At 59.5% G+C, this 21,781-nt stretch carries 25 protein-coding genes; 23 read left to right on the forward strand and 2 right to left on the reverse strand.

The genetic code is table 11. The features are described 5' to 3' along the window. The first annotated feature begins 48 nt into the window (after positions 1 to 48). The 9 genes from PLD_RS21220 to PLD_RS21260 all read left to right on the forward strand — a co-directional run bounded on the left by PLD_RS21220 (position 49) and on the right by PLD_RS21260 (position 8,667). Positions 49 to 1,161, forward strand: a complete 1,113-nt coding sequence (locus PLD_RS21220) for an S-(hydroxymethyl)glutathione dehydrogenase/class III alcohol dehydrogenase (RefSeq protein WP_159896167.1) — start codon at positions 49 to 51, stop codon at positions 1,159 to 1,161. An 86-nt stretch (positions 1,162 to 1,247) separates the two neighbouring features. After that, positions 1,248 to 2,105 carry an S-formylglutathione hydrolase gene (gene fghA / locus PLD_RS21225; RefSeq protein WP_159896169.1) on the forward strand — a complete coding sequence of 286 codons (858 nt, stop codon included), beginning with the start codon at positions 1,248 to 1,250 and terminating at the stop codon, positions 2,103 to 2,105. An 82-nt stretch (positions 2,106 to 2,187) separates the two neighbouring features. Beyond that, on the forward strand, positions 2,188 to 2,661 hold the full coding sequence (gene ispF, locus PLD_RS21230) for a 2-C-methyl-D-erythritol 2,4-cyclodiphosphate synthase (RefSeq protein ID WP_159896171.1): 474 nt from the start codon (positions 2,188 to 2,190) through the stop codon (positions 2,659 to 2,661). Continuing rightward, the gene (gene truD / locus PLD_RS21235) at positions 2,658 to 3,716 is read left to right on the forward strand and encodes a tRNA pseudouridine(13) synthase TruD (protein ID WP_159896173.1); all 1,059 of its coding nucleotides are present in this window, start codon (positions 2,658 to 2,660) and stop codon (positions 3,714 to 3,716) included. The genes ispF and truD overlap by 4 nt, the downstream gene beginning before the upstream one ends. Continuing rightward, positions 3,704 to 4,453, forward strand: a complete 750-nt coding sequence (gene surE / locus PLD_RS21240) for a 5'/3'-nucleotidase SurE (protein WP_159896175.1) — start codon at positions 3,704 to 3,706, stop codon at positions 4,451 to 4,453. The genes truD and surE overlap by 13 nt, the downstream gene beginning before the upstream one ends. A 41-nt stretch (positions 4,454 to 4,494) precedes the next feature. Then, a complete protein-coding gene (locus PLD_RS21245; RefSeq protein WP_178116239.1) occupies positions 4,495 to 5,130 on the forward strand; it encodes a protein-L-isoaspartate(D-aspartate) O-methyltransferase in 636 nt (211 codons plus the stop codon). A 211-nt stretch (positions 5,131 to 5,341) separates the two neighbouring features. After that, positions 5,342 to 6,202 (forward strand): peptidoglycan DD-metalloendopeptidase family protein, encoded by an 861-nt coding sequence (locus tag PLD_RS21250; RefSeq protein ID WP_159896179.1) that lies wholly within the window; start codon positions 5,342 to 5,344, stop codon positions 6,200 to 6,202. A gap of 106 nt (positions 6,203 to 6,308) precedes the next feature. Further along, positions 6,309 to 7,316: an RNA polymerase sigma factor RpoS gene (gene rpoS / locus PLD_RS21255; RefSeq protein ID WP_159896181.1), complete on the forward strand. Its 1,008-nt coding sequence runs from the start codon at positions 6,309 to 6,311 to the stop codon at positions 7,314 to 7,316. Positions 7,317 to 7,461: 145 nt separating this feature from the next. After that, entirely contained in the window at positions 7,462 to 8,667 is a 1,206-nt protein-coding gene (locus tag PLD_RS21260; RefSeq protein ID WP_159896183.1) for an ISL3 family transposase, read from the forward strand. Positions 8,668 to 9,127: 460 nt separating this feature from the next. On the opposite strand, the gene fdxA is transcribed toward PLD_RS21260, so the two are convergent. After that, a complete protein-coding gene (gene fdxA, locus PLD_RS21265; RefSeq protein WP_007908827.1) occupies positions 9,128 to 9,451 on the reverse strand; it encodes a ferredoxin FdxA in 324 nt (107 codons plus the stop codon). Positions 9,452 to 9,593: 142 nt separating this feature from the next. Then, entirely contained in the window at positions 9,594 to 12,173 is a 2,580-nt protein-coding gene (gene mutS / locus PLD_RS21270) for a DNA mismatch repair protein MutS (protein WP_159896185.1), read from the reverse strand. A 208-nt stretch (positions 12,174 to 12,381) separates the two neighbouring features. Here mutS and PLD_RS21275 point away from each other — a divergent pair, with 208 nt between their 5' ends. The 14 genes from PLD_RS21275 to PLD_RS21340 all read left to right on the forward strand — a co-directional run bounded on the left by PLD_RS21275 (position 12,382) and on the right by PLD_RS21340 (position 21,647). Further along, positions 12,382 to 13,128, forward strand: a complete 747-nt coding sequence (locus PLD_RS21275) for an XRE family transcriptional regulator (protein WP_159896187.1) — start codon at positions 12,382 to 12,384, stop codon at positions 13,126 to 13,128. A gap of 517 nt (positions 13,129 to 13,645) precedes the next feature. Then, positions 13,646 to 13,996 (forward strand): phage holin family protein, encoded by a 351-nt coding sequence (locus tag PLD_RS21280; protein ID WP_016967167.1) that lies wholly within the window; start codon positions 13,646 to 13,648, stop codon positions 13,994 to 13,996. 79 nt (positions 13,997 to 14,075) lie between these two features. Next, positions 14,076 to 14,597, forward strand: coding sequence for a hypothetical protein (locus PLD_RS21285; protein WP_159896189.1), 522 nt, complete (start codon positions 14,076 to 14,078; stop codon positions 14,595 to 14,597). After that, a complete protein-coding gene (locus PLD_RS21290) occupies positions 14,594 to 15,184 on the forward strand; it encodes a phage baseplate assembly protein V (RefSeq protein ID WP_159896191.1) in 591 nt (196 codons plus the stop codon). The genes PLD_RS21285 and PLD_RS21290 overlap by 4 nt, the downstream gene beginning before the upstream one ends. 95 nt (positions 15,185 to 15,279) lie before the next feature. Beyond that, entirely contained in the window at positions 15,280 to 15,483 is a 204-nt protein-coding gene (locus PLD_RS21295; RefSeq protein WP_159896193.1) for a hypothetical protein, read from the forward strand. Between the two features lie 4 nt (positions 15,484 to 15,487). Beyond that, positions 15,488 to 15,814, forward strand: coding sequence for a GPW/gp25 family protein (locus PLD_RS21300; RefSeq protein WP_159896195.1), 327 nt, complete (start codon positions 15,488 to 15,490; stop codon positions 15,812 to 15,814). Then, complete coding sequence (locus PLD_RS21305) at positions 15,811 to 16,692, forward strand: baseplate J/gp47 family protein (protein WP_159896197.1); 882 nt, start codon at positions 15,811 to 15,813, stop codon at positions 16,690 to 16,692. The genes PLD_RS21300 and PLD_RS21305 overlap by 4 nt, the downstream gene beginning before the upstream one ends. Before the next feature lies 1 nt (position 16,693). Next, positions 16,694 to 17,299 carry a phage tail protein I gene (locus tag PLD_RS21310; RefSeq protein ID WP_159896199.1) on the forward strand — a complete coding sequence of 202 codons (606 nt, stop codon included), beginning with the start codon at positions 16,694 to 16,696 and terminating at the stop codon, positions 17,297 to 17,299. Then, on the forward strand, positions 17,296 to 18,321 hold the full coding sequence (locus PLD_RS21315; protein WP_159896201.1) for a phage tail protein: 1,026 nt from the start codon (positions 17,296 to 17,298) through the stop codon (positions 18,319 to 18,321). The genes PLD_RS21310 and PLD_RS21315 overlap by 4 nt, the downstream gene beginning before the upstream one ends. Then, positions 18,321 to 19,091, forward strand: a complete 771-nt coding sequence (locus tag PLD_RS21320) for a hypothetical protein (protein WP_159896203.1) — start codon at positions 18,321 to 18,323, stop codon at positions 19,089 to 19,091. Before PLD_RS21315 ends, PLD_RS21320 begins: the two co-directional genes overlap by 1 nt. Then, positions 19,088 to 19,540 (forward strand): phage tail assembly chaperone, encoded by a 453-nt coding sequence (locus tag PLD_RS21325; protein WP_256674709.1) that lies wholly within the window; start codon positions 19,088 to 19,090, stop codon positions 19,538 to 19,540. The genes PLD_RS21320 and PLD_RS21325 overlap by 4 nt, the downstream gene beginning before the upstream one ends. A gap of 100 nt (positions 19,541 to 19,640) precedes the next feature. Next, on the forward strand, positions 19,641 to 20,807 hold the full coding sequence (locus PLD_RS21330; protein ID WP_159896205.1) for a phage tail sheath family protein: 1,167 nt from the start codon (positions 19,641 to 19,643) through the stop codon (positions 20,805 to 20,807). A gap of 12 nt (positions 20,808 to 20,819) precedes the next feature. Beyond that, positions 20,820 to 21,329, forward strand: coding sequence for a phage major tail tube protein (locus PLD_RS21335; protein ID WP_016965333.1), 510 nt, complete (start codon positions 20,820 to 20,822; stop codon positions 21,327 to 21,329). A 12-nt stretch (positions 21,330 to 21,341) separates the two neighbouring features. Then, complete coding sequence (locus PLD_RS21340; protein WP_159896207.1) at positions 21,342 to 21,647, forward strand: phage tail assembly protein; 306 nt, start codon at positions 21,342 to 21,344, stop codon at positions 21,645 to 21,647. Positions 21,648 to 21,781: the final 134 nt, after the last annotated feature.

The raw sequence follows: 21,781 nt of genomic DNA on the forward strand, positions 1-21,781 counted from the left end.
GCACTGTTTTACACTCGTTGCCTCGTTTTTATTCGCTGGAGAGTCAGGATGATCAAGTCGCGTGCTGCCGTAGCCTTCGAGGCCAAGAAACCTCTGGAGATCGTCGAAGTGGACGTTGCCATGCCCAAAGCCGGTGAGGTTTTGCTGCGGGTTGTTGCCTCTGGCGTGTGTCACACCGACGCGTACACCCTCTCTGGCGCCGACCCCGAGGGCATTTTTCCGGCGATCCTTGGGCACGAAGGTGGCGCGGTGGTGGAAGCGGTGGGCGAAGGCGTGACCTCGGTAGCAGTGGGCGATCATGTGATTCCGCTGTACACCCCGGAATGCGGCAAGTGCAAATTCTGTCTGTCGGGCAAGACCAACCTCTGCCAGGCGATTCGTGCGACCCAAGGTAAAGGGCTGATGCCCGATGGCACCACGCGCTTCTCCTACAAAGGTCAGCCGATTTTCCACTACATGGGCACCTCGACTTTCTCCGAGTACACCGTGTTGCCGGAAATCTCCGTAGCCAAGATTCCCAAGGACGCGCCTTTGGAAAAGGTCTGCCTGCTGGGCTGCGGCGTGACCACCGGTATTGGTGCGGTGATCAATACTGCCAAGGTCAAGGCCGGTGACACCGTGGCCATCTTCGGTCTGGGCGGCATAGGCTTGTCGGCGGTAATCGGCGCGGTCAAGGCCAAGGCCGGACGCATCATTGCCATCGACATCAACCCGGCCAAGTTCGAAATCGCCAAGCAACTGGGGGCAACCGATTGCGTCAACCCCAAGGACTTCGACCGTCCGATCCAGGACGTCATCGTCGACATGACCGACGGCGGCGTAGACTTCTCCTTCGAATGCATTGGCAATGTGCAATTGATGCGTGCTGCGCTGGAGTGCTGCCACAAGGGTTGGGGGGAGTCGGTGATCATCGGCGTTGCCGGTGCGGGCCAGGAGATTTCCACCCGTCCGTTCCAACTGGTGACTGGCCGCGTCTGGCGCGGTTCGGCGTTTGGCGGGGTGCGCGGTCGCAGCGAGTTGCCGAGCTACGTAGAAATGTCCCAGACCGGTGAAATTCCCCTGGATACCTTCATCACCCACACCATGGGCCTGGAAGACATCAATAAGGCTTTCGACCTGATGCACGAAGGCAAGAGCATTCGTTCCGTCATTCACTTCTAAGAGCCGCGACAAGCTGCAAGCCATGAGCATCAAGCGGGTTTCCCACTTGCAGCTCAGCGCTTGCGGCTTGCGGCTGGAGGCCTGTCATGAGTCTGGAAAACCTGTCCTGCCAGAAGAGCTTCGGCGGCTGGCACAAACGCTACAAGCATCATTCCCAGGTATTGGGCTGCGACATGGTGTTCGCCGTGTATTTGCCGCCGCAAGCCGAGCAGGGCGGCAAGCTGCCCGTGCTGTATTGGCTGTCCGGACTGACCTGCACCGACGAGAACTTCATGCAAAAGGCCGGCGCCCAGCGCATGGCTGCCGAGCTTGGGTTGATTATCGTCGCTCCGGACACCAGTCCGCGTGGTGCCGGTGTGCCCGATGACCCTGACGGCGCCTGGGATTTTGGTCTGGGTGCCGGGTTCTACTTGAACGCAACCCAAGAACCCTGGGCCCAGCACTATCGGATGCACGATTATGTGGTCGATGAGCTGCCCGCGTTGGTGGAGGCGCATTTCCCAGCCTCGGAGAAGCGGGGTATCAGCGGACATTCCATGGGCGGGCACGGGGCTTTGGTCTGTGCATTGCGTAATCCAGGGCGCTACCAGTCGGTGTCGGCTTTCGCACCCATCAGTAACCCTATGGACTGTCCTTGGGGGCAGAAGGCATTTTCCCGTTACTTGGGCGACGAGCGCTCACGTTGGCGCGAATGGGATGCCAGCGTATTGATTGCCGAGGTGCCCCATAAGCTGTCGCTGCTGGTGGATCAAGGAGACCGTGATGATTTTCTCGTCACCCAACTCAAGCCGGAAGTGTTGCAGCAGGTGGCAAAGAATGCCGGCCATGAACTGACGTTGCGCATGCAGCCGGGTTACGACCACAGCTATTTCTTTATCGCCAGTTTCATTGACGAGCACTTACAGCACCATGCGCGTGCTCTTAACCCTCAGGTGCCCGACTAAAACGCGCTGCACATCGGCCATGGCGCCTTAATACCTGCCAAAGCGGGTAGAATCACGCCCTGACTTTTTCGGGGCGTTTTTTATGCGTATTGGCCACGGCTACGATGTGCACCGTTTCGCGGAGGGCGACTTCATCACCTTGGGTGGTGTGCGTATCTCCCATCATTCTGGGTTACTGGCCCATTCCGATGGTGACGTGCTGTTGCACGCGCTCAGCGATGCGCTATTGGGCGCCGCTGCGCTCGGGGATATCGGCCTACATTTTCCGGACACCGACCCGCAATTCAAAGGCGCCGACAGTCGGGTACTGCTGCGGCATGTCGTGGCGCTGATTCATGCCAAGGGCTGGACGATCGGTAATGTCGACAACACCATCATCGCCCAGGCCCCGAAAATGGCGCCTCATATTGAAACCATGCGTGCCTTGATTGCCGCTGATCTGCAAATTGAACTGGACCAAGTGAACGTGAAGGCAACCACCACTGAAAAGCTCGGTTTCGTTGGCCGTGAAGAGGGCATTGCGGTGCACTCCGTAGCCTTGTTGCAACGCCCATGAATGAACTGCAACTCTTGGGCCCGCGGGCCTATGGCGAGACCTTGGGCTGCGCGGTACTCAAAGCCACCGCCGAAGACTTCCAGGTCGATGAGGTGCTTGATATTCCACTGAGCGGCGACGGCGAACACCTGTGGCTGTGGGTGGAAAAGCGTGGCTTGAACACCGAAGAAGCGGCGCGTCGAATTGCCAAGGCGGCAGGAGTACCATTGCGTACGGTCAGCTACGCCGGGCTCAAGGACCGACAAGCGCTGACCCGTCAGTGGTTCAGCGTACAACTGCCTGGCAAGGCCGATCCGGACCTTGGCGCGGCACAAGACCACACCTTGAACATTCTCAAGACCACCCGTCACAAGCGCAAGCTGCAACGCGGTGCTCATGCGGCCAATGGCTTCACGCTGCGACTGACTGCGCTCAAGGCTGATCAGGCTGCCATCGATGAGCGTTTGAAATGCATTGCCCAGCAAGGGATCCCCAACTATTTCGGTGCCCAGCGTTTCGGCCATGAGGGCGGCAATCTGGTGGATGCCCGTGACTGGGCGGCGCGTCAGGCGCTACCAGAACAGCGCAATGTGCGCTCAAGGTTGCTGTCCACGGCCCGCAGCTACCTATTCAATCAGGTGCTGGCGGCGCGAGTGGCCGATGGCAGTTGGCAGCGGGCCCAGGAGGGCGATCTGCTGGCGTTTACCGATAGCCGCAGTTTTTTCATGGCAGGGCAAGCTGAGTGCTCGGACCCACGATTGGCGATTCTCGACCTGCACCCCACGGGGCCATTGTGGGGTGAAGGGGCGTCTCCCGCTGGCGGCATGACCCACGACCTTGAGCAGGACGTCGCCACGCGCGAGGCCGCATTGTGCGATTGGCTGATAAAAGCCGGCATGAGCCACGAACGACGCATCCTGCGGCTGCCCATTGGCGGTTTGACGTGGCATTATCCTGTGCCTGACATTCTGCAACTGGAATTCGTCCTGCCGGCCGGATGCTTCGCCACCGCATTGGTGCGCGAGCTCGTCGATCTAGCGCCAGTGGGGCAGACGGACAGCCCATGCGTATTCTGATCTCTAACGATGATGGGGTGACTGCACCCGGTATCGCTGCGCTGCATGCTGCGCTGGCGGATTACGCCGAGTGTGTGGTTATCGCACCGGACCAAGACAAAAGCGGCGCCAGCAGCTCGTTGACGCTCGACCGTCCGTTGCATCCGCATACCCTGAGTAATGGCTATATCAGCATCAACGGCACACCAACCGACTGTGTTCACCTGGGGCTCAATGGCCTGCTGGAGCATGAGCCGGATATGGTGGTGTCAGGAATCAACCTGGGGGCCAACCTCGGGGATGACGTGTTGTATTCCGGGACTGTCGCTGCCGCCCTGGAAGGGCGCTTCCTGCAGCGTCCGGCGATTGCCTTTTCGCTGGTGTCGCGTCAGGTGGAAAACCTCGCGACCGCAGCCCATTTCGCGCGCAAGCTTGTCGAAGCACAGCGCTTGCTGGATTTACCACCACGGACGGTGTTGAACGTGAATATCCCGAATCTGCCACTCGATCATATTCGTGGCATCCAACTGACCCGCCTGGGTCACCGCGCACGCGCCGCTGCGCCGATGAAGGTCGTCGACCCTCGCGGCAAGTCGGGTTACTGGATTGCTGCTGCCGGCGACGCTGAAGATGGCGGGCCAGGTACTGATTTTCATGCGGTCATGCAAGGCTACGTATCTATCACGCCATTGCAGTTGGACCGTACCTTCAATGACGCATTCAGGAGCCTGGATGGCTGGTTGGAGGGGCTGCGCTGATGGCCCGTGAGCAAGACGATCTACTGCGTCGGGGAATCGGCATGACCTCCCAGCGTACCCGTGAACGCCTGATTCAGCGCTTGTATGATGAAGGCTTGTCCAATCCCCAGGTACTGGAAGTCATTCGTCGCACACCGCGGCATCTGTTTGTCGATGAGGCGCTGGCCCATCGTGCTTATGAAGACACCGCACTGCCAATCGGCCACAACCAGACCATCTCCCAGCCTTACATGGTGGCCCGCATGAGCGAGCTGCTGTTGGCGGCCGGCCCGTTGGACAAGGTACTGGAGATCGGGACGGGCTCCGGCTATCAGACGGCGGTCTTGTCGCAACTGGTGGAACGGGTGTTTTCGGTGGAGCGGATCAAGGTGCTGCAAGACCGGGCCAAAGAGCGCTTGCAAGAACTGAACTTGCGCAACGTAGTGTTCCGCTGGGGCGATGGCTGGGAAGGCTGGCCGGCATTGGCGCCTTACAACGGCATCATTGTTACCGCCGTGGCCACTGACATTCCTCAGGCTCTGCTCGATCAACTGGCACCCGGCGGGCGCTTGGTGATCCCGGTGGGCGCAGGGGAAGTGCAACAACTGATGCTGATCATTCGTGACGAGCACGGTTTTTCCCGGCAGGTGCTGGGGGCGGTGCGTTTTGTGCCTCTGCTCAATGGTCCATTAGCCTGAGCATTTGTTGAGCCTGGGTGAATTCTGTTTGATTGGCTGTGTCTTAGTGCCGTACTGATCGTCAATGAATGGGGCGCCAACCTGTGGCAACGTCTTGCAGCGGCCTGTTGTCCTTTGCCAGCGGTAAAGCTTCGGCCTCCAGTTATACTTGCGTCACTTCACGCCTGAGCAGGGCAATCTATATCGTCAACTACCACAAAGGGAGCGGCGGGTGAGTCTCACAGTCATTGCGCAGCGTATGGGTATAACAAGCTTTCAGCGACTGATGATTGGCCTTGTCTTGAGTTCCTTGTTGGTCGGTTGCTCCAGCACCAAGTCCAGCAGCGTGAGTGTGGTTGAGCGCAATAGTAATGCGACGCCTCAACGTCCTACGGTGACCACTGGCCAATATGTCGTGCGGCGCGGCGATACGCTGTTTTCCATTGCCTTTCGTTATGGCTGGGATTACAAGGCTCTTGCGGCCCGTAACAGGATTGCCGAGCCGTACACCATTCATCCAGGACAAACCATCCGTTTTGATGGACGCAGCGGCGCGGCGCCGACTACGGTGGTTACCAGCACTCGATCCAGCACTTCGTCCTCCAGTAAAACTACGGTGATCCGTCGTCCTGCGGGGACAACAGCAGCGCCATCCAAGGGCGCCACGGCGAATCCGGCAAGCAAGCCTGCGCCTGCTCCGGTCACCCCTGCAGGCCCCGCTCCCACGGGTTGGGGCTGGCCTTCCAACGGCGTTCTTATTGGAAAATTCTCTTCAAACGGTAGTTTGAATAAAGGCATTGATATCGCCGGGGATTTGGGACAGCCTGTTTTAGCTGCGTCTGATGGGACAGTTGTTTACGCCGGGAGTGGCTTAAGGGGCTACGGCGAATTAGTCATCATCAAGCACAGCGAAACCTACGTCAGTGCTTACGGCCACAACCGCAAGCTATTGGTTCGGGAGGGGCAGCAGGTCAAAGTCGGACAGACAATTGCCGAGATGGGATCAACTGGTACTGACCGGGTGAAACTGCACTTTGAGATTCGCCGACAAGGTAAACCTGTAGATCCGCTGCAATTCCTGCCACGTCGTTGATCCGTTACCAGCCTGTTCCACTCGCGTAGAGGGAACAGGCTCCAGCGTTGCCAAGGATAGAGGCGCCGCTTGAGCCTGAGGTCGAACTCACCAAAGGACTATAACAATGGCTCTCAGTAAAGAAGTGCCGGAGTTTGACATCGACGATGAAGTTCTCCTTATGGAGAGCAGTATCGGTATGGATTCGATGTCGAATAATGAGGGGGCAACTCCACCTTCCGTTCGCGCCAAATCCAAAAGCTCCGCTTCACTCAAGCAACACAAATACATTGATTACACGCGCGCACTTGATGCGACGCAGTTGTATCTCAATGAAATCGGTTTTTCTCCATTGCTCTCTCCCGAAGAGGAAGTGCACTTTGCGCGTCTTTCGCAAAGTGGCGACCCTGCGGGGCGAAAACGCATGATTGAAAGCAACTTGCGACTGGTGGTGAAAATCGCTCGACGCTATGTCAATCGAGGGTTATCGCTGTTGGACCTTATCGAAGAGGGCAACCTCGGCCTGATTCGAGCAGTAGAGAAATTCGACCCGGAACGCGGTTTCCGTTTCTCAACCTATGCGACGTGGTGGATCAGGCAGACCATTGAGCGGGCAATCATGAATCAGACCCGGACCATTCGATTGCCGATTCATGTCGTCAAAGAACTCAACGTCTACTTACGCGCCGCCCGTGAGTTAACGCAAAAACTCGATCATGAACCCTCTCCCGAAGAAATCGCCAACCTGCTGGAGAAGCCGGTGGCCGAAGTCAAACGCATGCTCGGCCTGAACGAGCGGGTGTCTTCGGTGGATGTCTCGCTGGGCCCTGACTCTGATAAAACCCTGCTTGACACCCTGACCGACGATCGTCCAACGGACCCCTGTGAACTGCTGCAGGATGACGATCTGTCACAGAGCATCGATCAGTGGCTTTCCGAGTTGACCGAGAAGCAGCGTGAGGTGGTGGTACGTCGCTTCGGGCTGCGCGGTCATGAGAGCAGTACCCTGGAAGATGTTGGCCTGGAGATTGGCCTGACCCGCGAACGGGTTCGGCAGATTCAGGTTGAGGGGCTCAAGCGCCTGCGGGAGATCCTCGAAAAGAATGGATTATCCAGCGAGTCACTGTTTCAGTAGCCGCTCGTTCTGATGCACCCAAGCCCCGACGCGTTCGGGGCTTTTTTTTGGTTCTTCACGGAATCCCGGGAAACATAGAAACAAGAACGCCGATTTGATTGATGATGTTCGTGCGAGCAAACACATCTAAAAAACCGGCGTTCTTATGCGCGATATTAATACTTTCCTTCCTTTTTGGGAGGGCTTTTCTGTCGTCACCATCAAGCCTGATGGCGATGCGCTTCAGATCGACCTGATTCCCCACGCCACCCGACTCCCTTCCTGTAGCGGCTGCCAAAAAACCTGTTCAACCACCCATGAGTATTGCGAGCGAGTTGTCCGCGATTTACCGATTCTCGGCCGTGCGGTGCGCCTCAACGTGTTGCTCAGACGTGTTGGCTGTCGTGACTGCGGTAAACGCATGGAGGCCGTCAGTTGGCTGGATCGCTATGCCCGCATGACGCGGCGTCTGGCCGAGGCGGTCATTCAAGCCTGCGAGCGCCTTCCCACGCTGCACGTGGCCCAACTGTTTGGGCTGCACTGGGACACCGTTCGGTTGCTGGAGCGTCGAGCCCTGCAAGCGGCGTTGAGCGTTTTGCCAAAGGCGCAACCGCGACGTCTAGTGATGGACGAGTTTGCTCTGTTCAAAGGTCATCGTTACGCCAGCGTTGTCCTGGATGCCGATACACGGCGAGTGCTGTGGATCGGTGAAGGTCGCAGCCGAGCAGCGGTCAGGCCTTTCTTCGAAGAGCTGGGGCCAGAGGGTTGTGCTCGAATCGAAGCAGTGGCGATGGACATGAACACCGCTTTTGACCTGGAGGTTCGTCAGCACTGTCCCAACGCGCGAGTGGTCTACGACCTCTTCCATGTGGTGGCCAAATATGGCCGAGAGGTGATTGACCGGGTCCGCGTCGATGAGGCTAATCGATTGCGTCACGACAAGCCTGCCCGCAAGGTTATCAAGCAGGCGCGATGGTTGTTGCTGCGCAATGCGCAGAACTTGAAAACGCCGGAACAACAAGTCCGCCTGGAGGATCTGCTGGCAGCCAACCAAGCGTTGATGACGGTCTATTTGATGAAGGCTGAACTCAAAACACTCTGGACCCCGAGTACTGCCTGGGGCTGGCGATCGGCCTGGAAGCAATGGCTGCGCCATGCGCATGAAAGCGAAATACCAGCACTGATCCAGTTCGCCAAACGGCTAAAGGATTACTGGCGGGGCATCGTGAGCCGGGTTCGCTGGCCGATGCACACGGGGCAGTTGGAAGGAATAAACAATCGAATAAACGTCATTAAGCGGATGGCGTACGGTTACCGAGATAGCGAATTCTTTTTCATGAAGATCAAGAGCGTCTTTCCCGGTAATCCGTGAAGAGCCTTTTTATTGGCTTCTCTTATTGCGCTAGCAAATGGAGTTATTTTTGACTGGCGTGTAAGCCAAAGATTACTTTTCCGTAGGCATTTGGGCATCTACTACGTCCAAGTTGTCTAGATTGGGTTAAGTTATTTTTAATGTTATTGATTTATAAGGATATTTTATTTTTTTGCTGCCTGCTTAAGACGCGCACTGCTGTAAAAGGTGCGATTGCTCTTAGCCGGGAACTCTCTAATATCAACCCTGTGTCGACGGATAGACACAACCATCAAGGACGATGGTCAGGACATCGCAGGAAGCGATTCATCAGGACGATGAAAAGGAACACAGGGACTAGGGAAAAATGTGGGCGGGTCATACCGCCCCTTTTTTTGCCTGTCGAAAAGTTCCGGCGCAATCCCTGATTCCAGAAACGCAAAAAGGCCCGCAAGGGGCCTTTTATTGGAACGCGGGGGCATCAGCGTTCGAGGTCTTTGATCTTGCCTTTGACGCCATCCCACTCTTCGGCATCCGGCAACGATTCTTTCTTCTCGGTGATGTTCGGCCAGATTTCTGCCAGCTCTACGTTCAACTGAATGAATTCTTGCATCTCTTCCGGGACTTCATCCTCGGAGAAAATGGCTACAGCCGGGCATTCAGGCTCGCATAGTGCGCAGTCAATGCACTCATCCGGGTGAATCACCAGGAAGTTCGGCCCTTCGTAAAAGCAGTCCACCGGACAGACTTCTACGCAGTCGGTGTACTTGCACTTGATGCAGTTGTCGGTGACGACGAAGGTCATTTCTAATTCTCTCCTCAGGCGGCGGCAGCGGAGCCCCTACAGGACGGGGTCGCCAGGTTTGGGAGCGATAGTCTGCGAACCAGGCTAATAGTCCACAGCATCCCAAACCGCGCGAGATTCTAACAGCTTGAAGGCGTTCGCGTTAGATGCGTGTCTTCAATGTATAGAGCATTTCCAATGCCCGGCGTGGTGTCAGGTCATCCAGATCCAGTTTGGCCAGCTCATCGAGGACAGGGTGCGGCAGGCTGGCGAACATGTCGCTTTGCTGCGGAACCGAGGTTTTTCCCGCGGCCGGACGCGGGGCTTCATGGGGCAGGCTGGTGGTTTCCAGGCGGCTCAAATGTTCACGGGCTCGCCCGATAACAGCGCTGGGAACCCCGGCCAGCTGGGCTACCGCCAAGCCATAGCTCTGACTGGCAGGGCCTGGCAAAACATGGTGGAGGAAGACGATGCGCTCGTTGTGCTCCGTGGCGTTGAGGTGCACGTTGGCTACCAGCGGCTCGCTTTCCGGGAGCACGGTCAGTTCAAAATAGTGGGTGGCGAACAGGGTGTAGGCCCGCAGTTGGGCGAGACGTTCTGCCGCAGCCCAGGCCAGGGAAAGTCCATCGAAAGTACTGGTGCCGCGGCCCACTTCGTCCATCAGCACCAGGCTGCGTTCAGTGGCGTTGTGCAGGATATTTGCGGTTTCACTCATTTCCACCATGAAGGTCGAGCGCCCGCCCGCCAGATCGTCGCTGGAGCCGATCCGGGTGAAGATCCGGTCAACCAGGGACAGCTCGCAGCTCGCTGCAGGGACGAAGCTGCCGATATGGGCCAGCAGCACGATCAGCGCGGTCTGGCGCATATAAGTGGATTTACCGCCCATGTTTGGACCGGTGATCACCAGCATCCGCGTGTGGTCGTCCAGATTGAGGTCATTGGCCACAAACGGCGTGGTCAAGACTTGCTCCACCACCGGGTGACGACCCTGGGTGATGCGCATGCATGGCTCGCTGACAAAGCGCGGGCAATTGAGGTCCAGGTTCAACGCGCGCTCGGCCAGGTTGCTCAGCACATCGAGCTCCGCCAGGGCGCCGGCGGTGTCCTGCAGCGGCGGCAGATGGCTGATCAGGGTTTCCAGCAGCGCATCGTAGAGCATCTTTTCCCGGGCCAGGGCACGGCTCTTGGCCGACAGCGCCTTGTCTTCAAACTCCTTGAGTTCTGGAGTGATGAAGCGCTCGGCGCCCTTCAGGGTCTGGCGGCGAATGTAGTCCGCAGGTGCCTGTTCGGCCTGTTTGCTGGGCAGTTCGATGAAGTAGCCGTGAATGCGGTTGTAGCCGACCTTGAGGTTGGCCAGGCCGGTGCGGGCTTTCTCGCGGGCTTCCAGGTCGATCAGGAACTGCCCGGCGTTCTCGCTCAAGGATTGCAGTTCGTCTAGCTCGGCGTCGTAGCCGGTCTTGAGCACGCCACCGTCGCGGATCACCGCCGGCGGGTTGTCGATGATCGCTTTGGCCAGCAGCGCGGCCAGTTCCGGGTAGGTGCTGGTGGTGACCGCCAACTGCTTGAGGTGGTCCGCGTCCAGTTCAGTCATCGCCTGTTGCAGTTCCGGCAAGGCGGCCAGGGCATCGCGCAGACGGGCCAGGTCGCGCGGACGGGCATTGCGCAAGCCGATTCGCGCGAGAATCCGCTCGATATCACCGATTTCCTTCAACTGCGGTTGCAGCCGTTCGAAGCGGTAACCGTCCAGCAAACAAGTAATGGAGGACTGGCGCGCCTGCAGGACCTTGAGGTCGCGCAGCGGGCGGTTCAGCCAACGGGTCAGCAGGCGGCTGCCCATGGCGGTCTGGCAGCGATCGACCACCGATTGCAGGGTGTTGTCGCGCCCGCCGGCCAGGTTGGTGTCCAGCTCCAGGTTGCGGCGGCTGGCGCCGTCCAGCACCACGGTGTCGTCCAGACGTTCGTGGCGCAGGCTACGCAGGTGAGGCAGGGCGGTGCGCTGGGTTTCCTTGGCGTAGCTGAGCAGGCAACCGGCGGCGCCGATGGCCAGGGTCAGGGTTTCGCAACCAAAGCCCTTGAGGTCCTGGGTGGAAAATTGTTGGCACAGGCTCTTATGGGCCGAGTCACGCTCGAAGTCCCAGGGGGCGCGACGCCTAACCCCCCGGCGCTTTTCCGCCGGCAGGCCTTGCGGCCAGTCATCGGGGATCAGCAGTTCCACTGGGTTGATCCGCTCCAGCTCGGCCAGCAGGTTCTCCCAGCCCTTGATCTCCAGAACGCTGAAGTTGCCGCTGGTGATGTCCAGAACCGCCAGGCCGAACAGGCGTTCATCGCCTAGCACGGCCGCAATCAGGTTGTCGCGACGCTCATCCAGCAAGGCCTCGTCGCTAACAGTACCCGGAGTGATGATGCGCACCACCTGACGTTCCACCGGGCCCTTGCTGGTGGCGGGGTCGCCCACCTGCTCACAGATCACCACCGACTCGCCGAGCTTGACCAGTTTGGCCAGGTAACCCTCGGCGGCGTGGTAGGGAATACCGCACATGGGAATCGCCTGGCCCGCCGACTGTCCGCGCGCCGTCAGGGTGATGTCCAGCAGCTTGGCGGCCTTCTTCGCGTCTTCATAGAAGATCTCGTAGAAGTCGCCCATGCGGTAGAACATCAACTGATCAGGGTGCTGGTTCTTGAGGCGCCAGTACTGCTGCATCATCGGCGTGTGGGAGGACAGATCGGAAGTATTTTTACTCATTGGGGTATTTAGGCGGATTCGTTGAATGGGTAACACAAAGGAGCGCTTGCCAGCTGTATAGAACGGCTGCGTTCGGCTTTTTGCAGATGGCGGCAAGGTTACCACGGGCGCCCAGGGCTCGCAGGCACCCAGGTGCAAGCACGTTTTATTCAAGAAATGCATAAAACATGCAAAACAGCATTTGTCATTGGCGAAAAGATCGAGCAGTATGCGCTTTATGCAAATACGCAATGTTTCTACCGTCTTAAGAGAGCTGCTGGATCGCGACGGAATCTCCCCCACGGAGCTTCACCGTCGTACCGGTGTGCCTCAATCAACCCTCTCGCGGATTCTCAGCGGGAAGATCGTCGATCCCTCGGATAAACACATCTCGCGGATTGCCGAATACTTCCAGGTGAGCACCGACCAATTGCGTGGGCGCGTGGACATCGCGCCTGCTCGGGCTGCTGCGCCCCGTGACGAGATTCATTCGGAACTCAAGGATATAAGCCTGTGGGACGACGATACTCCTGTCGATGACGACGAGGTGTCGGTTCCCTTTCTGCGTGAGGTTGAATTGGCTGCTGGATCAGGAAGATTCGTCATCGAGGAAAGCGAGCGCGCGAGCCTGCGGTTCGGCAAGCGCAGCCTGCGGCACAACGGCGTGCAGTTCGATCAAGCCAAATGCGTCACGGTGCGGGGCAACAGCATGTTACCGGTGTTGCGCGATGGTGCCACGGTGGGGGTCAATGCCGGCAAGTGTGCCATTGGCGATATCGTCGATGGCGATCTGTACGCGATCAACCACAATGGCCAGTTGCGAGTGAAGCAGCTGTATCGCTTGCCCACCGGGATTCGCTTGCGCAGCTTCAACCGCGATGAACATCCGGATGAGGACTACACCTTCCAGGAGATCCAGGAGGAGCAGATCAGTATCCTCGGTCACGTCTTCTGGTGGGGTATGTACGCCCGCTAAGTCCTCGCTGTCAGACCAAACCCGCCACTGAGCGGGTTTTTTTTCGCCCTCGAAAAATCCCCCGCCCCGCATTTATGCGGTCTGCATGCACGAGCGCAAATTTTTCGCATAAATAAATGCATTTGCGCATTGACTGATCATGCATTAATGCATATTATCCGTCTCAAGCCGTTCAACAACGGCGGCAACGATGCTCTTTAGTGGCAAAGCAAAGGCAGCGATGAACCGGCCTCGACGGTTCAGAGGGTTGGCAACTGACCCGGGTGTGCAGCGTAAAGCACCAGAAGCAGTTATCCGGCGGACAGGGTCGCGGTCGGAGGAACAATTTGAATGGGTCCGTACCGCACCAGTCGTGCCGAAAGACCAAGGTTTGCATTGCTGAAAAGCCCGGGCGACCGGGCTTTTTGGAATGCCTGCCTAACGTGGGCCACCAACAGACAGGGACCCTTTGAACCACCGTTATCAACCTTCTACCAACTGGCCATTTCGCTGGCCTCAATCCGCACGGGAGACGTGAATGACAAACGAGCAACAAGCGTTGCTGGACATGCCGATCTGGCTGGTCATCGTCCTGGCGCTGGTCGGTGGCGTTTCCGGCGAAATGTGGCGCGCCGACAAGGAGGGCGCTCGTGGCTGGTCGCTGCTACGGCGCCTGGCGCTGCGCTCCGGGGCCTGTGTGGTCTGCGGGGTCTCGGCCATCATGCTGCTGTATGCCGCCGGCGTTTCGATCTGGACCGCCTGCGCCTTTGGCTGCCTGACCGCCATGGCTGGTGCCGACGTCGCCATCGGGCTCTATGAGCGTTGGGCGGCCAAGCGTATCGGGGTGTGTGAGCCGCCTTCGCGGGACTCTAACCCGGATCAGCGCTGATTCCTGATCAGTGCCGGCCTTCAACAAGGTCCATCGGCCCCAGCGGCTGGGCCGCCTCGACCTTTTCTGGAACTAGACAATGAACGAACTGACCCAGCTAAAAGACGCCATCACGTCCACGATCAAGCTGGCGATGCCCCATCTGCATACGGTTGAGGCATTCCCCAAGGCGTTTGAAGGCGTCACTGAGCCGGCGCTCTACTTTGCCGTCACCGGCCTGGACCAGGCAGCCGATCCAGGTGACGGTCGCTGCTGCATGCGGGCCACTTTGGAGGCCCGGGTACGGGTTGACCCCGAGCTTGCACAGGCACCTTTGCAGACGGCCATTCTGGCGGCTCAGTTAATCGAGCTGCTGCGTGGTCAGCAGTGGGATCTGGACTTTGTCGAAGGCGCGACGGCGGTGTGGGCTAAGCCTGTTGGTACGGCTGCAGAGTCGGTTTACCGGGCCGAGTGGATCGTGCAGTGGCAGCAGCTTATCTACTTGGGCCAGGAGCAATGGTCCTGGCCGAATCAACCACCGGGTACGCTGGTATTGGGTTTCAGTCCCGACACTGGCCCCGGTCATGAGGGCGGCTACCAGTCGCCGGAGCACATGGCGTGAGTTACGTGTCTGCAAGCCACGACCGCATGATTGCCGGCCTGATCCTGCCTTGCAGCGTGGTCGGCGTGGATCTGGCTGCCGGCCTGGTACGGGTTTCCGATGGCGCCGGCTGGACCAGCGCCTGGTTGCGCTGGCACAGCCAGGCCGCCGGCAAGGCCCGGCACTGGCGGGCGCCGAGCCTGGGGGAGCAGGGCGTGCTGATCAGCCCCAGCGGCGAGCCGGCCCAGGGTACTTTCGTTCCCGGGCTGTATGGCAACGCCGGTCCCCAGCCGGACAACCGTGACCACGTCGAGGTCTGGCGTTTCGAGGATGGCGGCTCGCTGGTCTATGACTGGCAAGCCAAGAGTTACAGCATCAGCCTGCCCAGCGGCACGGTGACCATTCAGGTCGGCGGCAGCTCGGCGGTGGTGACCGACAGCGCCCTGACCGGCAAGGCCGACAGCATCACCCTGAGCGGAGCGATCACCTTGAATGGCGACGTGCACATCAACGGTGGGAGCCTGAAACATAACGGGGTCAACGTCGGTTCGACCCACACCCATCTGGGTGTGATGCCGGGTCCCGGTTCAACTGCAACGCCGCAGTGATCCATGCGGGTCTTGGTCCTCACGACTCGGCGCTCACCTATCACCGAACATCCATCAACCCGCCCCGAGCGGTTTTTTTGTACCCGGAGAATCCAATGCCCACCCTCAAGAAAACCCCCGGACGCCCAGCGGGCGCCGGCGCTGTGGTGTTTCGCGACAGCCTTTACACCTCGCGCAATTTGATCCTGCCGGATGGCCGCCAGTTACTGGTGCTCCAGGGGCGGGTGTCGGTCAAGGCCGGCGACCGCGTTGCCCTGGACTACCTCGCCAGCCACCCGGATCTGCAAGTACAGGAGTAAGGCGATGATCGGAATGGATCGCCGTACCGGCCTGTCGCTGTCCGGCATCGAGCATGTGCGGCAGTCCATCGAGGACATCCTGACCACACCCCTGGGCAGCCGGCGGATGCGCCCGGAGTACGGCAGCAACCTGCGCCGTTACGTCGACTTGCCGGTAACCGGCGGCTGGAAAAGCGCGGTGCAGGCTGAAGTGGCCCGGGCGCTGTTGCGTTGGGAGCCACGCTTGAAACTGGAGCGGGTACGAGTCGTCGCGGTGATGGAGGGTCAGATCAGCTTTCAACTGACCGGCCAGTACCTGGGCGATAGCGCAGTTTTGGAGGTGACGGCATGAGTACGTTGGACCTGTCGGCGCTGCCGGCACCCCAGGTGCTTGAAGCCCTGGATTTCGAGGCCTTGTACCAGGGCAAACTGGACACCTTTCGTCGGCATATGGGCGAGAACTGGACGGCCAACCTGGAAAGCGACCCGGTGAACAAACTGCTGGAGGTCTCGGCTTACGCTGACATGCTGCTGCGAGCCCGGGTCAACGACGCCGCCAAGGCGTTGCTGCTGGCCCACGCCCAGGGTACGGACCTGGATCACCTGGCGGCCAACGTCAAACTGCAGCGCCTGGTGATCCAGCCCGGTGACCCGCAGGCGGTGCCGCCGGTGGAGGAGGTCAAGGAAGCTGACGACGCTCTGCGCGAGCGTGTCCAGTTGGCTTACGAAGGCCTGACCACGGCCGGGCCGCGCAACAGCTACATCCTGCATGCCCGCAATGCTTCCGCGCTGGTAGCAGACGCCGAGGCCGAAAGCCCGGCACCGGCCCGGGTGACGGTCACGGTGCTGAGCCTGGAAGGCAATGGCGCGGCCAGTCCGGACTTGCTGGCGACCGTTGCCGCAGCCCTCAATGATGAAGACGTGCGACCGCTCGGCGACCGGGTCACGGTCCAGAGTGCCCAGGTCTTGCCGTATCGCATCGACGCGGTGCTGCACATGAAGGGCTCCGGCCCGGAAGGTGATGCTGCCCTGGCAGAAGCCGAGCGCAAGCTGGCTGCCTGGGTCAACCCACGCCGGCGCCTGGGCATCGAGGTGGCCCGTTCGGCCATTGATGCGCAGTTGCATGTGGCCGGCGTGGCTCGGGTCGATCTGGCGGGTTGGCAAGACATCACCCCAACCAAGGCTCAAGCGGCGTATTGCACTGGTTACAGCGTCACGCTGGGGAGCTGAGATGAGCAGCCTATTGCCGATCAATAGCACGCTGCTGGAGCGCGCCCTTGAGGCGGCCAGCGCAGGCGATACCGCCATCATGCTGCGCACCCTGTACAACCCGTCCACCTGCCCGGTGCATTTGCTACCGCAACTGGCCTGGGCCTGGTCGGTGGATCGCTGGGACCCGGGCTGGAGCGAGACGGTCAAGCGCAACGCCATTCGTGCCTCGTACTTCATCCACGCTCGCAAAGGCACCATCGGTGCGCTGCGCCGGGTGGTTGAACCCCTGGGCTACCTGATCGAAGTGGTCGAATGGTGGCAGACGGTCCCTGAAGGCGAACCGGCCACCTTTGCCTTGAAGGTTGGGGTGCTGGACACCGGCATCAGCGAACAGACGTACCAGGAGCTGACCCGGCTCATCGACGACGCCAGGCCTGTCAGCCGGCACATGACCGGGCTTGCCATCAGCCTGGAAAGCTCCGGTGTCATTGGCTACAGCGCCTACGTGGATCAAGGCGAAGTGCTCGACGTTTATCCCCCGACACCCCGCGATATTGAAGTGACCGGCCGTTATGGCCAGGTCATGTGTATTGATGAAACAGACACCCTGGATGTGTACTCATGATTGATTCCAACAGTCAGTTCTTCGCCATCCTCACGGCAGTGGGCGAGGCGAAACAGGCCAACGCCACGGCCCTAGGCACGCCCTGGACCTTCAAGGAAATGGCGGTCGGCGATGCCAACGGCACCGACCCCATCCCGAACCGGGCTCAGACCAAGCTGATCAGCGAATGGCGCCGTGCTCCGGTCAACCAAGTGCGCACCGACCCGGCCAACCCCAACATCATCATCACCGAACAAGTGATCCCGCCTGATGTTGGCGGTCGCTGGATCCGCGAGATCGGCCTGTTCGACGCAGACGACGACCTGGTGGCGGTGGCCAACTGCGCCCCGAGCTTCAAGCCCCTGCTGGCCCAGGGCACCGGCAAGACCCAAGTCATCCGCATGAACTTCATCGTCGCCAATACCGCGCAGATCGTGTTGAAGATTGATCCGGCGGTGGTGCTTGCTACCCGCCAGTATGTGGACGACACCCTGTCTGCTGCACTTCCGGCGGATAAGGTGGCTGGTACTTATCGACAAGTCACGATCGATAAACGAGGCATAGTTGTTAGTGGTATCAACCCCACAACTCTGTCTGGTTATGGGATTGCAGATGGGGCAACAAAGGCAGAACTGACTAGCGCAGTCAGCAAGCTCCTTCCCATAACGGGTGGACGGTTGCAGGGCTCAATATTACTGTCGAGTGAAGGTAGCGACTCTCCGGAGTTTGGATGGGTGACGCCCAGCAGCGAAGCCCGCATGGATCTTCTGAATGACAATGTGAGGATTTTTGCAAATTATGGCGGGGAAACAATAACGCCGCTTCTTCTGAGCCTTGCCAACAAGTCCGCAACCGTCTTTGGCAACTTGCTATGGGACGCCGCCAATTTTGACCCGACACACAAAGCAGACAAGGCGACCACCCTTGCGGGATACGGCATCACCGATGCATTGCCGGCCAACCGTTTTATCTACTCTCCAAATGCCCCTAAACCAACTGACGGGTCGGTTGGTACGCTTTGGCTGCAATACGAGGAACCATAATGAACTTCCACGTAAAGCTGGATGGAGGTTACCGACCCGGTGTTATGCCTTATGTAAAGCTTGCAGATGGCTGGCGAGAAGGGGCAGAGCTGTTCATCAAAACCGAAAGTGGGTGGCGCACGGTCTGGCGTCGAACCGTTGTCTTTATCAACACAGTAGAACGAGCAGGTGCGAGCATTTTTGACCTCATGGGCAAGCCGACCAAAGCGCGACGTTATCTCTTTATCAACCGGGCAATGATTTACGGCGGTGGTACGGGGTTTTCATTGAGAACGGGAGTCTTTCCACCAGGCTCCACGCTAAAAATCGTCAATGAACACTACATCCGTGGTGCGGGTGGCGCGGGGGCTTATCCCGCTCGGCCCTTGCCAGGCGCCACAGCTGTTGTTCTTGATTTCCCTGCAACGCTCGATAACCGCAATGGCTACATTTTCGGTGGCGGAGGTGGCGGCGGGGATGCCTACTGGCCCAACGTACTGCATACCGGCGGTGGTGGCGGCGCTGGACGTCCTGGCGGCGCAGGCGGCGGGATGTATCAAGTTTCTACTTACGGCTATGGCTACCCAGCGGCAGGCAGTTTGGATGCTGGTGGCGCTGGGGGCTGGTATACAGCCGGATGGAGCGGTGGCGCAGGCGGCGCTCCTGGTAGCCCTGGTGTCGCGTCGACCAATGCACCTGGTGCTGGCGGCTATTCGATTGAGAAAAATGGCAACAACTTGATCTTTGAAGGGGGCGATAGCCCTGATCGAGTAAAGGGGAATATCTTGTGAATGGATTTAAAGTTCTCTCTGTGTCGGCTACTGCCGGCACCATGCTTGTCGACTGGGGAAATGTGACGTTAAACCACTACATTCCCCAAGAAATCTTGACTAACCCCGATATCGACTCGGTGGTATTGGCAAAAGTCATCGAAGGTATGCGGCCGGCACCAGCTGTCACGTTGCCGCTGCCTGATGCGCTCCACGCTATAGTAGAACCGTTCAACCAGGGTGAGGATGAACGAATCTGGCGAGCTGCCGAGTTGGCGGCCGTTACATGGTTGCGCGACCGCCATCGAGATCAGCTTGAAATCAAAGTTCCTACAGCCCTTTCGGACAATCAGTACAACGAGCTGCTTGTGTACATGCAATCGCTACGCGACTGGCCCCAATCCCCGGACTTCCCACAAGCCGAGCACCGCCCGGTAGCCCCCTCCTGGATCGCCGAGCAAACCCAATAAACGCCCCGCACCGACGGGGCGTTTTGTTTCCCGCTCCCACTAATCAATCATCCCTACAAGCCCCCTTCACCGGGGGCTTTTTCATGTCTGGAGTTTATCCATGAGTGGTTTTTTCCACGGCGTTACCGTTACCAACGTCGACACCGGCTCGCGCACGATTTCGCTGCCGTCGTCTTCGATCATCGGCCTGGTGGACACTTTCACCGAAGGCCCAGGCGTCACCGCCAAGGTCAACGACCTGCTGCTGATCACCAGCGAGCGCGAGGCCATTGCGGCCTGGGGCCCGGATGCGGCCATCACCAAGGCCTGCCAGGCCATCTACCAGCGGGCCAAGGCGGTGATCGTCGCCTGTGGCGTGGCCAAGATGACCGACGCGGCCGAGCAGACTTCGGCGATCATCGGCGGGGTGCTGGCCGACGGTAAGCGTACCGGTCTGCAGGCGCTGCTGGACGGCAAGAGCCGTTTCAACGCCCAGCCACGTCTGCTGGTTACCCCCAAGCACAGCTCGACCCTGGCGGTCGGTACCGCCCTGGTGGCCCTGGCCGACAAGCTGCGTGGCCTGGCCATTCTCGATGGTCCCAATACCACTGACGAAGCGGCCATGGCCTACGCCAAGAACTTCGGCGCCAAGCGCGCCTATATGGTCGACCCGGGTGTTCAGCACTGGGACAACGGCGCCAATGCCACCCTCGATGCGCCGGCCTCGGCCTGGGTTGCCGGTCTGTTTGCCTGGACCGACAACGAGTACGGCTTCTGGGCCTCGCCGTCGAACAAGGAGTTCGTCGGCATCACCGGTACCACGCGGCCGATCGAGTTCCTCGACGGCGATGAAACCTGCCGCGCCAACCTGCTGAACAACGCCAACATCACCACCATCATTCGTGATGCGGGCTTCCGCCTGTGGGGCAACCGCACGCTGTCCAGCGATCCGAAATGGGCCTTCGTCACCCGGGTGCGGACCATGGACATCGTCATGGACGCCATCCTCTTCGGCCACAAATGGGCCGTGGACCGCTCGATCACCGCGACCTACGTCAAGGATGTGACCGAGGGCCTGCAGGCGTTCATGCGTGATCTGAAGAACCAGGGCGCGATCATCAATTTCGAGGTCTACGCCGACACCGAGCTCAACACCGCCAGCCAGTTGGAGCAGGGCAAGGTGTACTGGAACATCCGCTTCACCGACGTACCGCCCGCCGAAAACCCCAACTTCCGGGTCGAGGTCACCAACCAGTGGTTGACCGAAGTCCTCGACCAAGCCGCTTAAGGAGCCGCAGCAATGGCAATGATTCCCGAAACCCTGGCGAACATGAACCTGTTCGTCGATGGCATCAGCTTTCAAGGCGACGTGCCGAGCCTGACCCTGCCTAAGTTGACCCTCAAGACCGAGGAACACCGCGTCGGTGGCATGGATGTGCCGGTGGAGCTGGACATGGGCATGGAGAAACAAGAGGCCGGCTTCACCACCACCGGCGTGCGCCGCGAGTCGCTGAAGATGTTCGGCCTGGCCGATGGCAGCGGCTTCAACGGTGTGTTCCGTGGCGCCTTCAAGGGCCTCAAGGGCAAGGTCACCCCGGTGATCGTCACCCTGCGCGGCCTGCTCAAAGAGGTCGACATGGGCGACTGGAAGTCCGGCGACAAGGCCGAGATCAAGCACAACGTGGCCCTGACCTACTACAAGCTGGAAGTCGACGGTCGCCTGATCTACGAGATTGATGCCCTGGGCATGAAGCGTGTGATCAACGGCGTCGACCAGCTCGCCGCGCAACGTTCGGCCCTGGGCCTGTAAGGAAGACACCTCATGTCTCAAACAATCGACAAGATTCCGTCCTGGATGACCCTGAGCAGCGACAGCGTGGTGCTGGCGCTGAGCAAGCCGGTGGAGATGAACGGCGTGGTCTGCGACCGGCTCACCCTGCGAGCGCCGACGGTGCGTGATGTGCGCGCCGCCAGTGCGGCCGGCGTTGGTGACGATGAACAGCGCGAGCTGATGCTGTTTGCCAGCCTCGCGCAAATCAGCACCAAGGACCTGGAGAGCATGGCACTCAAGGACTATCAGCGCCTGCAGGCCGGCTATTTTCGCCTGGTGCAAGACGACGAGCTTTGATCCGGCGGTGATGAAGGTGGCGGCGAAACGGCTCGCTCGCGAGCTGCATTTCGCCGCCGAGGAAATCATGACCATGAGGTTTTCCGACATGGTCTGGTGGCTCACGGATTGAGCCCGTCACCCAAGGATCAGGA

Source organism: Pseudomonas sp. LD120 (assembly GCF_009861525.1).
Classification (GTDB): Bacteria; Pseudomonadota; Gammaproteobacteria; order Pseudomonadales; family Pseudomonadaceae; genus Aquipseudomonas.

What these genes read in the sequence shown, in the direction of transcription:
- PLD_RS21320 (WP_159896203.1), top strand. Translation starts at nt 18,321, where the DNA reads ATGAACTTCCACGTAAAGCTGGATGGAGGTTACCGACCCGGTGTTATG.
- PLD_RS21275 (WP_159896187.1), top strand. Translation starts at nt 12,382, where the DNA reads ATGCGCTTTATGCAAATACGCAATGTTTCTACCGTCTTAAGAGAGCTG.
- PLD_RS21305 (WP_159896197.1), top strand. Translation starts at nt 15,811, where the DNA reads ATGAGTACGTTGGACCTGTCGGCGCTGCCGGCACCCCAGGTGCTTGAA.
- PLD_RS21310 (WP_159896199.1), top strand. Translation starts at nt 16,694, where the DNA reads ATGAGCAGCCTATTGCCGATCAATAGCACGCTGCTGGAGCGCGCCCTT.
- PLD_RS21260 (WP_159896183.1), top strand. Translation starts at nt 7,462, where the DNA reads ATGCGCGATATTAATACTTTCCTTCCTTTTTGGGAGGGCTTTTCTGTC.
- PLD_RS21315 (WP_159896201.1), top strand. Translation starts at nt 17,296, where the DNA reads ATGATTGATTCCAACAGTCAGTTCTTCGCCATCCTCACGGCAGTGGGC.
- PLD_RS21295 (WP_159896193.1), top strand. Translation starts at nt 15,280, where the DNA reads ATGCCCACCCTCAAGAAAACCCCCGGACGCCCAGCGGGCGCCGGCGCT.
- rpoS (WP_159896181.1), top strand. Translation starts at nt 6,309, where the DNA reads ATGGCTCTCAGTAAAGAAGTGCCGGAGTTTGACATCGACGATGAAGTT.
- PLD_RS21285 (WP_159896189.1), top strand. Translation starts at nt 14,076, where the DNA reads ATGAACGAACTGACCCAGCTAAAAGACGCCATCACGTCCACGATCAAG.
- PLD_RS21330 (WP_159896205.1), top strand. Translation starts at nt 19,641, where the DNA reads ATGAGTGGTTTTTTCCACGGCGTTACCGTTACCAACGTCGACACCGGC.
- PLD_RS21220 (WP_159896167.1), top strand. Translation starts at nt 49, where the DNA reads ATGATCAAGTCGCGTGCTGCCGTAGCCTTCGAGGCCAAGAAACCTCTG.
- fghA (WP_159896169.1), top strand. Translation starts at nt 1,248, where the DNA reads ATGAGTCTGGAAAACCTGTCCTGCCAGAAGAGCTTCGGCGGCTGGCAC.
- ispF (WP_159896171.1), top strand. Translation starts at nt 2,188, where the DNA reads ATGCGTATTGGCCACGGCTACGATGTGCACCGTTTCGCGGAGGGCGAC.
- PLD_RS21340 (WP_159896207.1), top strand. Translation starts at nt 21,342, where the DNA reads ATGTCTCAAACAATCGACAAGATTCCGTCCTGGATGACCCTGAGCAGC.
- PLD_RS21280 (WP_016967167.1), top strand. Translation starts at nt 13,646, where the DNA reads ATGACAAACGAGCAACAAGCGTTGCTGGACATGCCGATCTGGCTGGTC.
- PLD_RS21335 (WP_016965333.1), top strand. Translation starts at nt 20,820, where the DNA reads ATGGCAATGATTCCCGAAACCCTGGCGAACATGAACCTGTTCGTCGAT.
- truD (WP_159896173.1), top strand. Translation starts at nt 2,658, where the DNA reads ATGAATGAACTGCAACTCTTGGGCCCGCGGGCCTATGGCGAGACCTTG.
- PLD_RS21300 (WP_159896195.1), top strand. Translation starts at nt 15,488, where the DNA reads ATGATCGGAATGGATCGCCGTACCGGCCTGTCGCTGTCCGGCATCGAG.
- fdxA (WP_007908827.1), bottom strand. Translation starts at nt 9,451, where the DNA reads ATGACCTTCGTCGTCACCGACAACTGCATCAAGTGCAAGTACACCGAC.
- mutS (WP_159896185.1), bottom strand. Translation starts at nt 12,173, where the DNA reads ATGAGTAAAAATACTTCCGATCTGTCCTCCCACACGCCGATGATGCAG.
- PLD_RS21245 (WP_178116239.1), top strand. Translation starts at nt 4,495, where the DNA reads ATGACCTCCCAGCGTACCCGTGAACGCCTGATTCAGCGCTTGTATGAT.
- surE (WP_159896175.1), top strand. Translation starts at nt 3,704, where the DNA reads ATGCGTATTCTGATCTCTAACGATGATGGGGTGACTGCACCCGGTATC.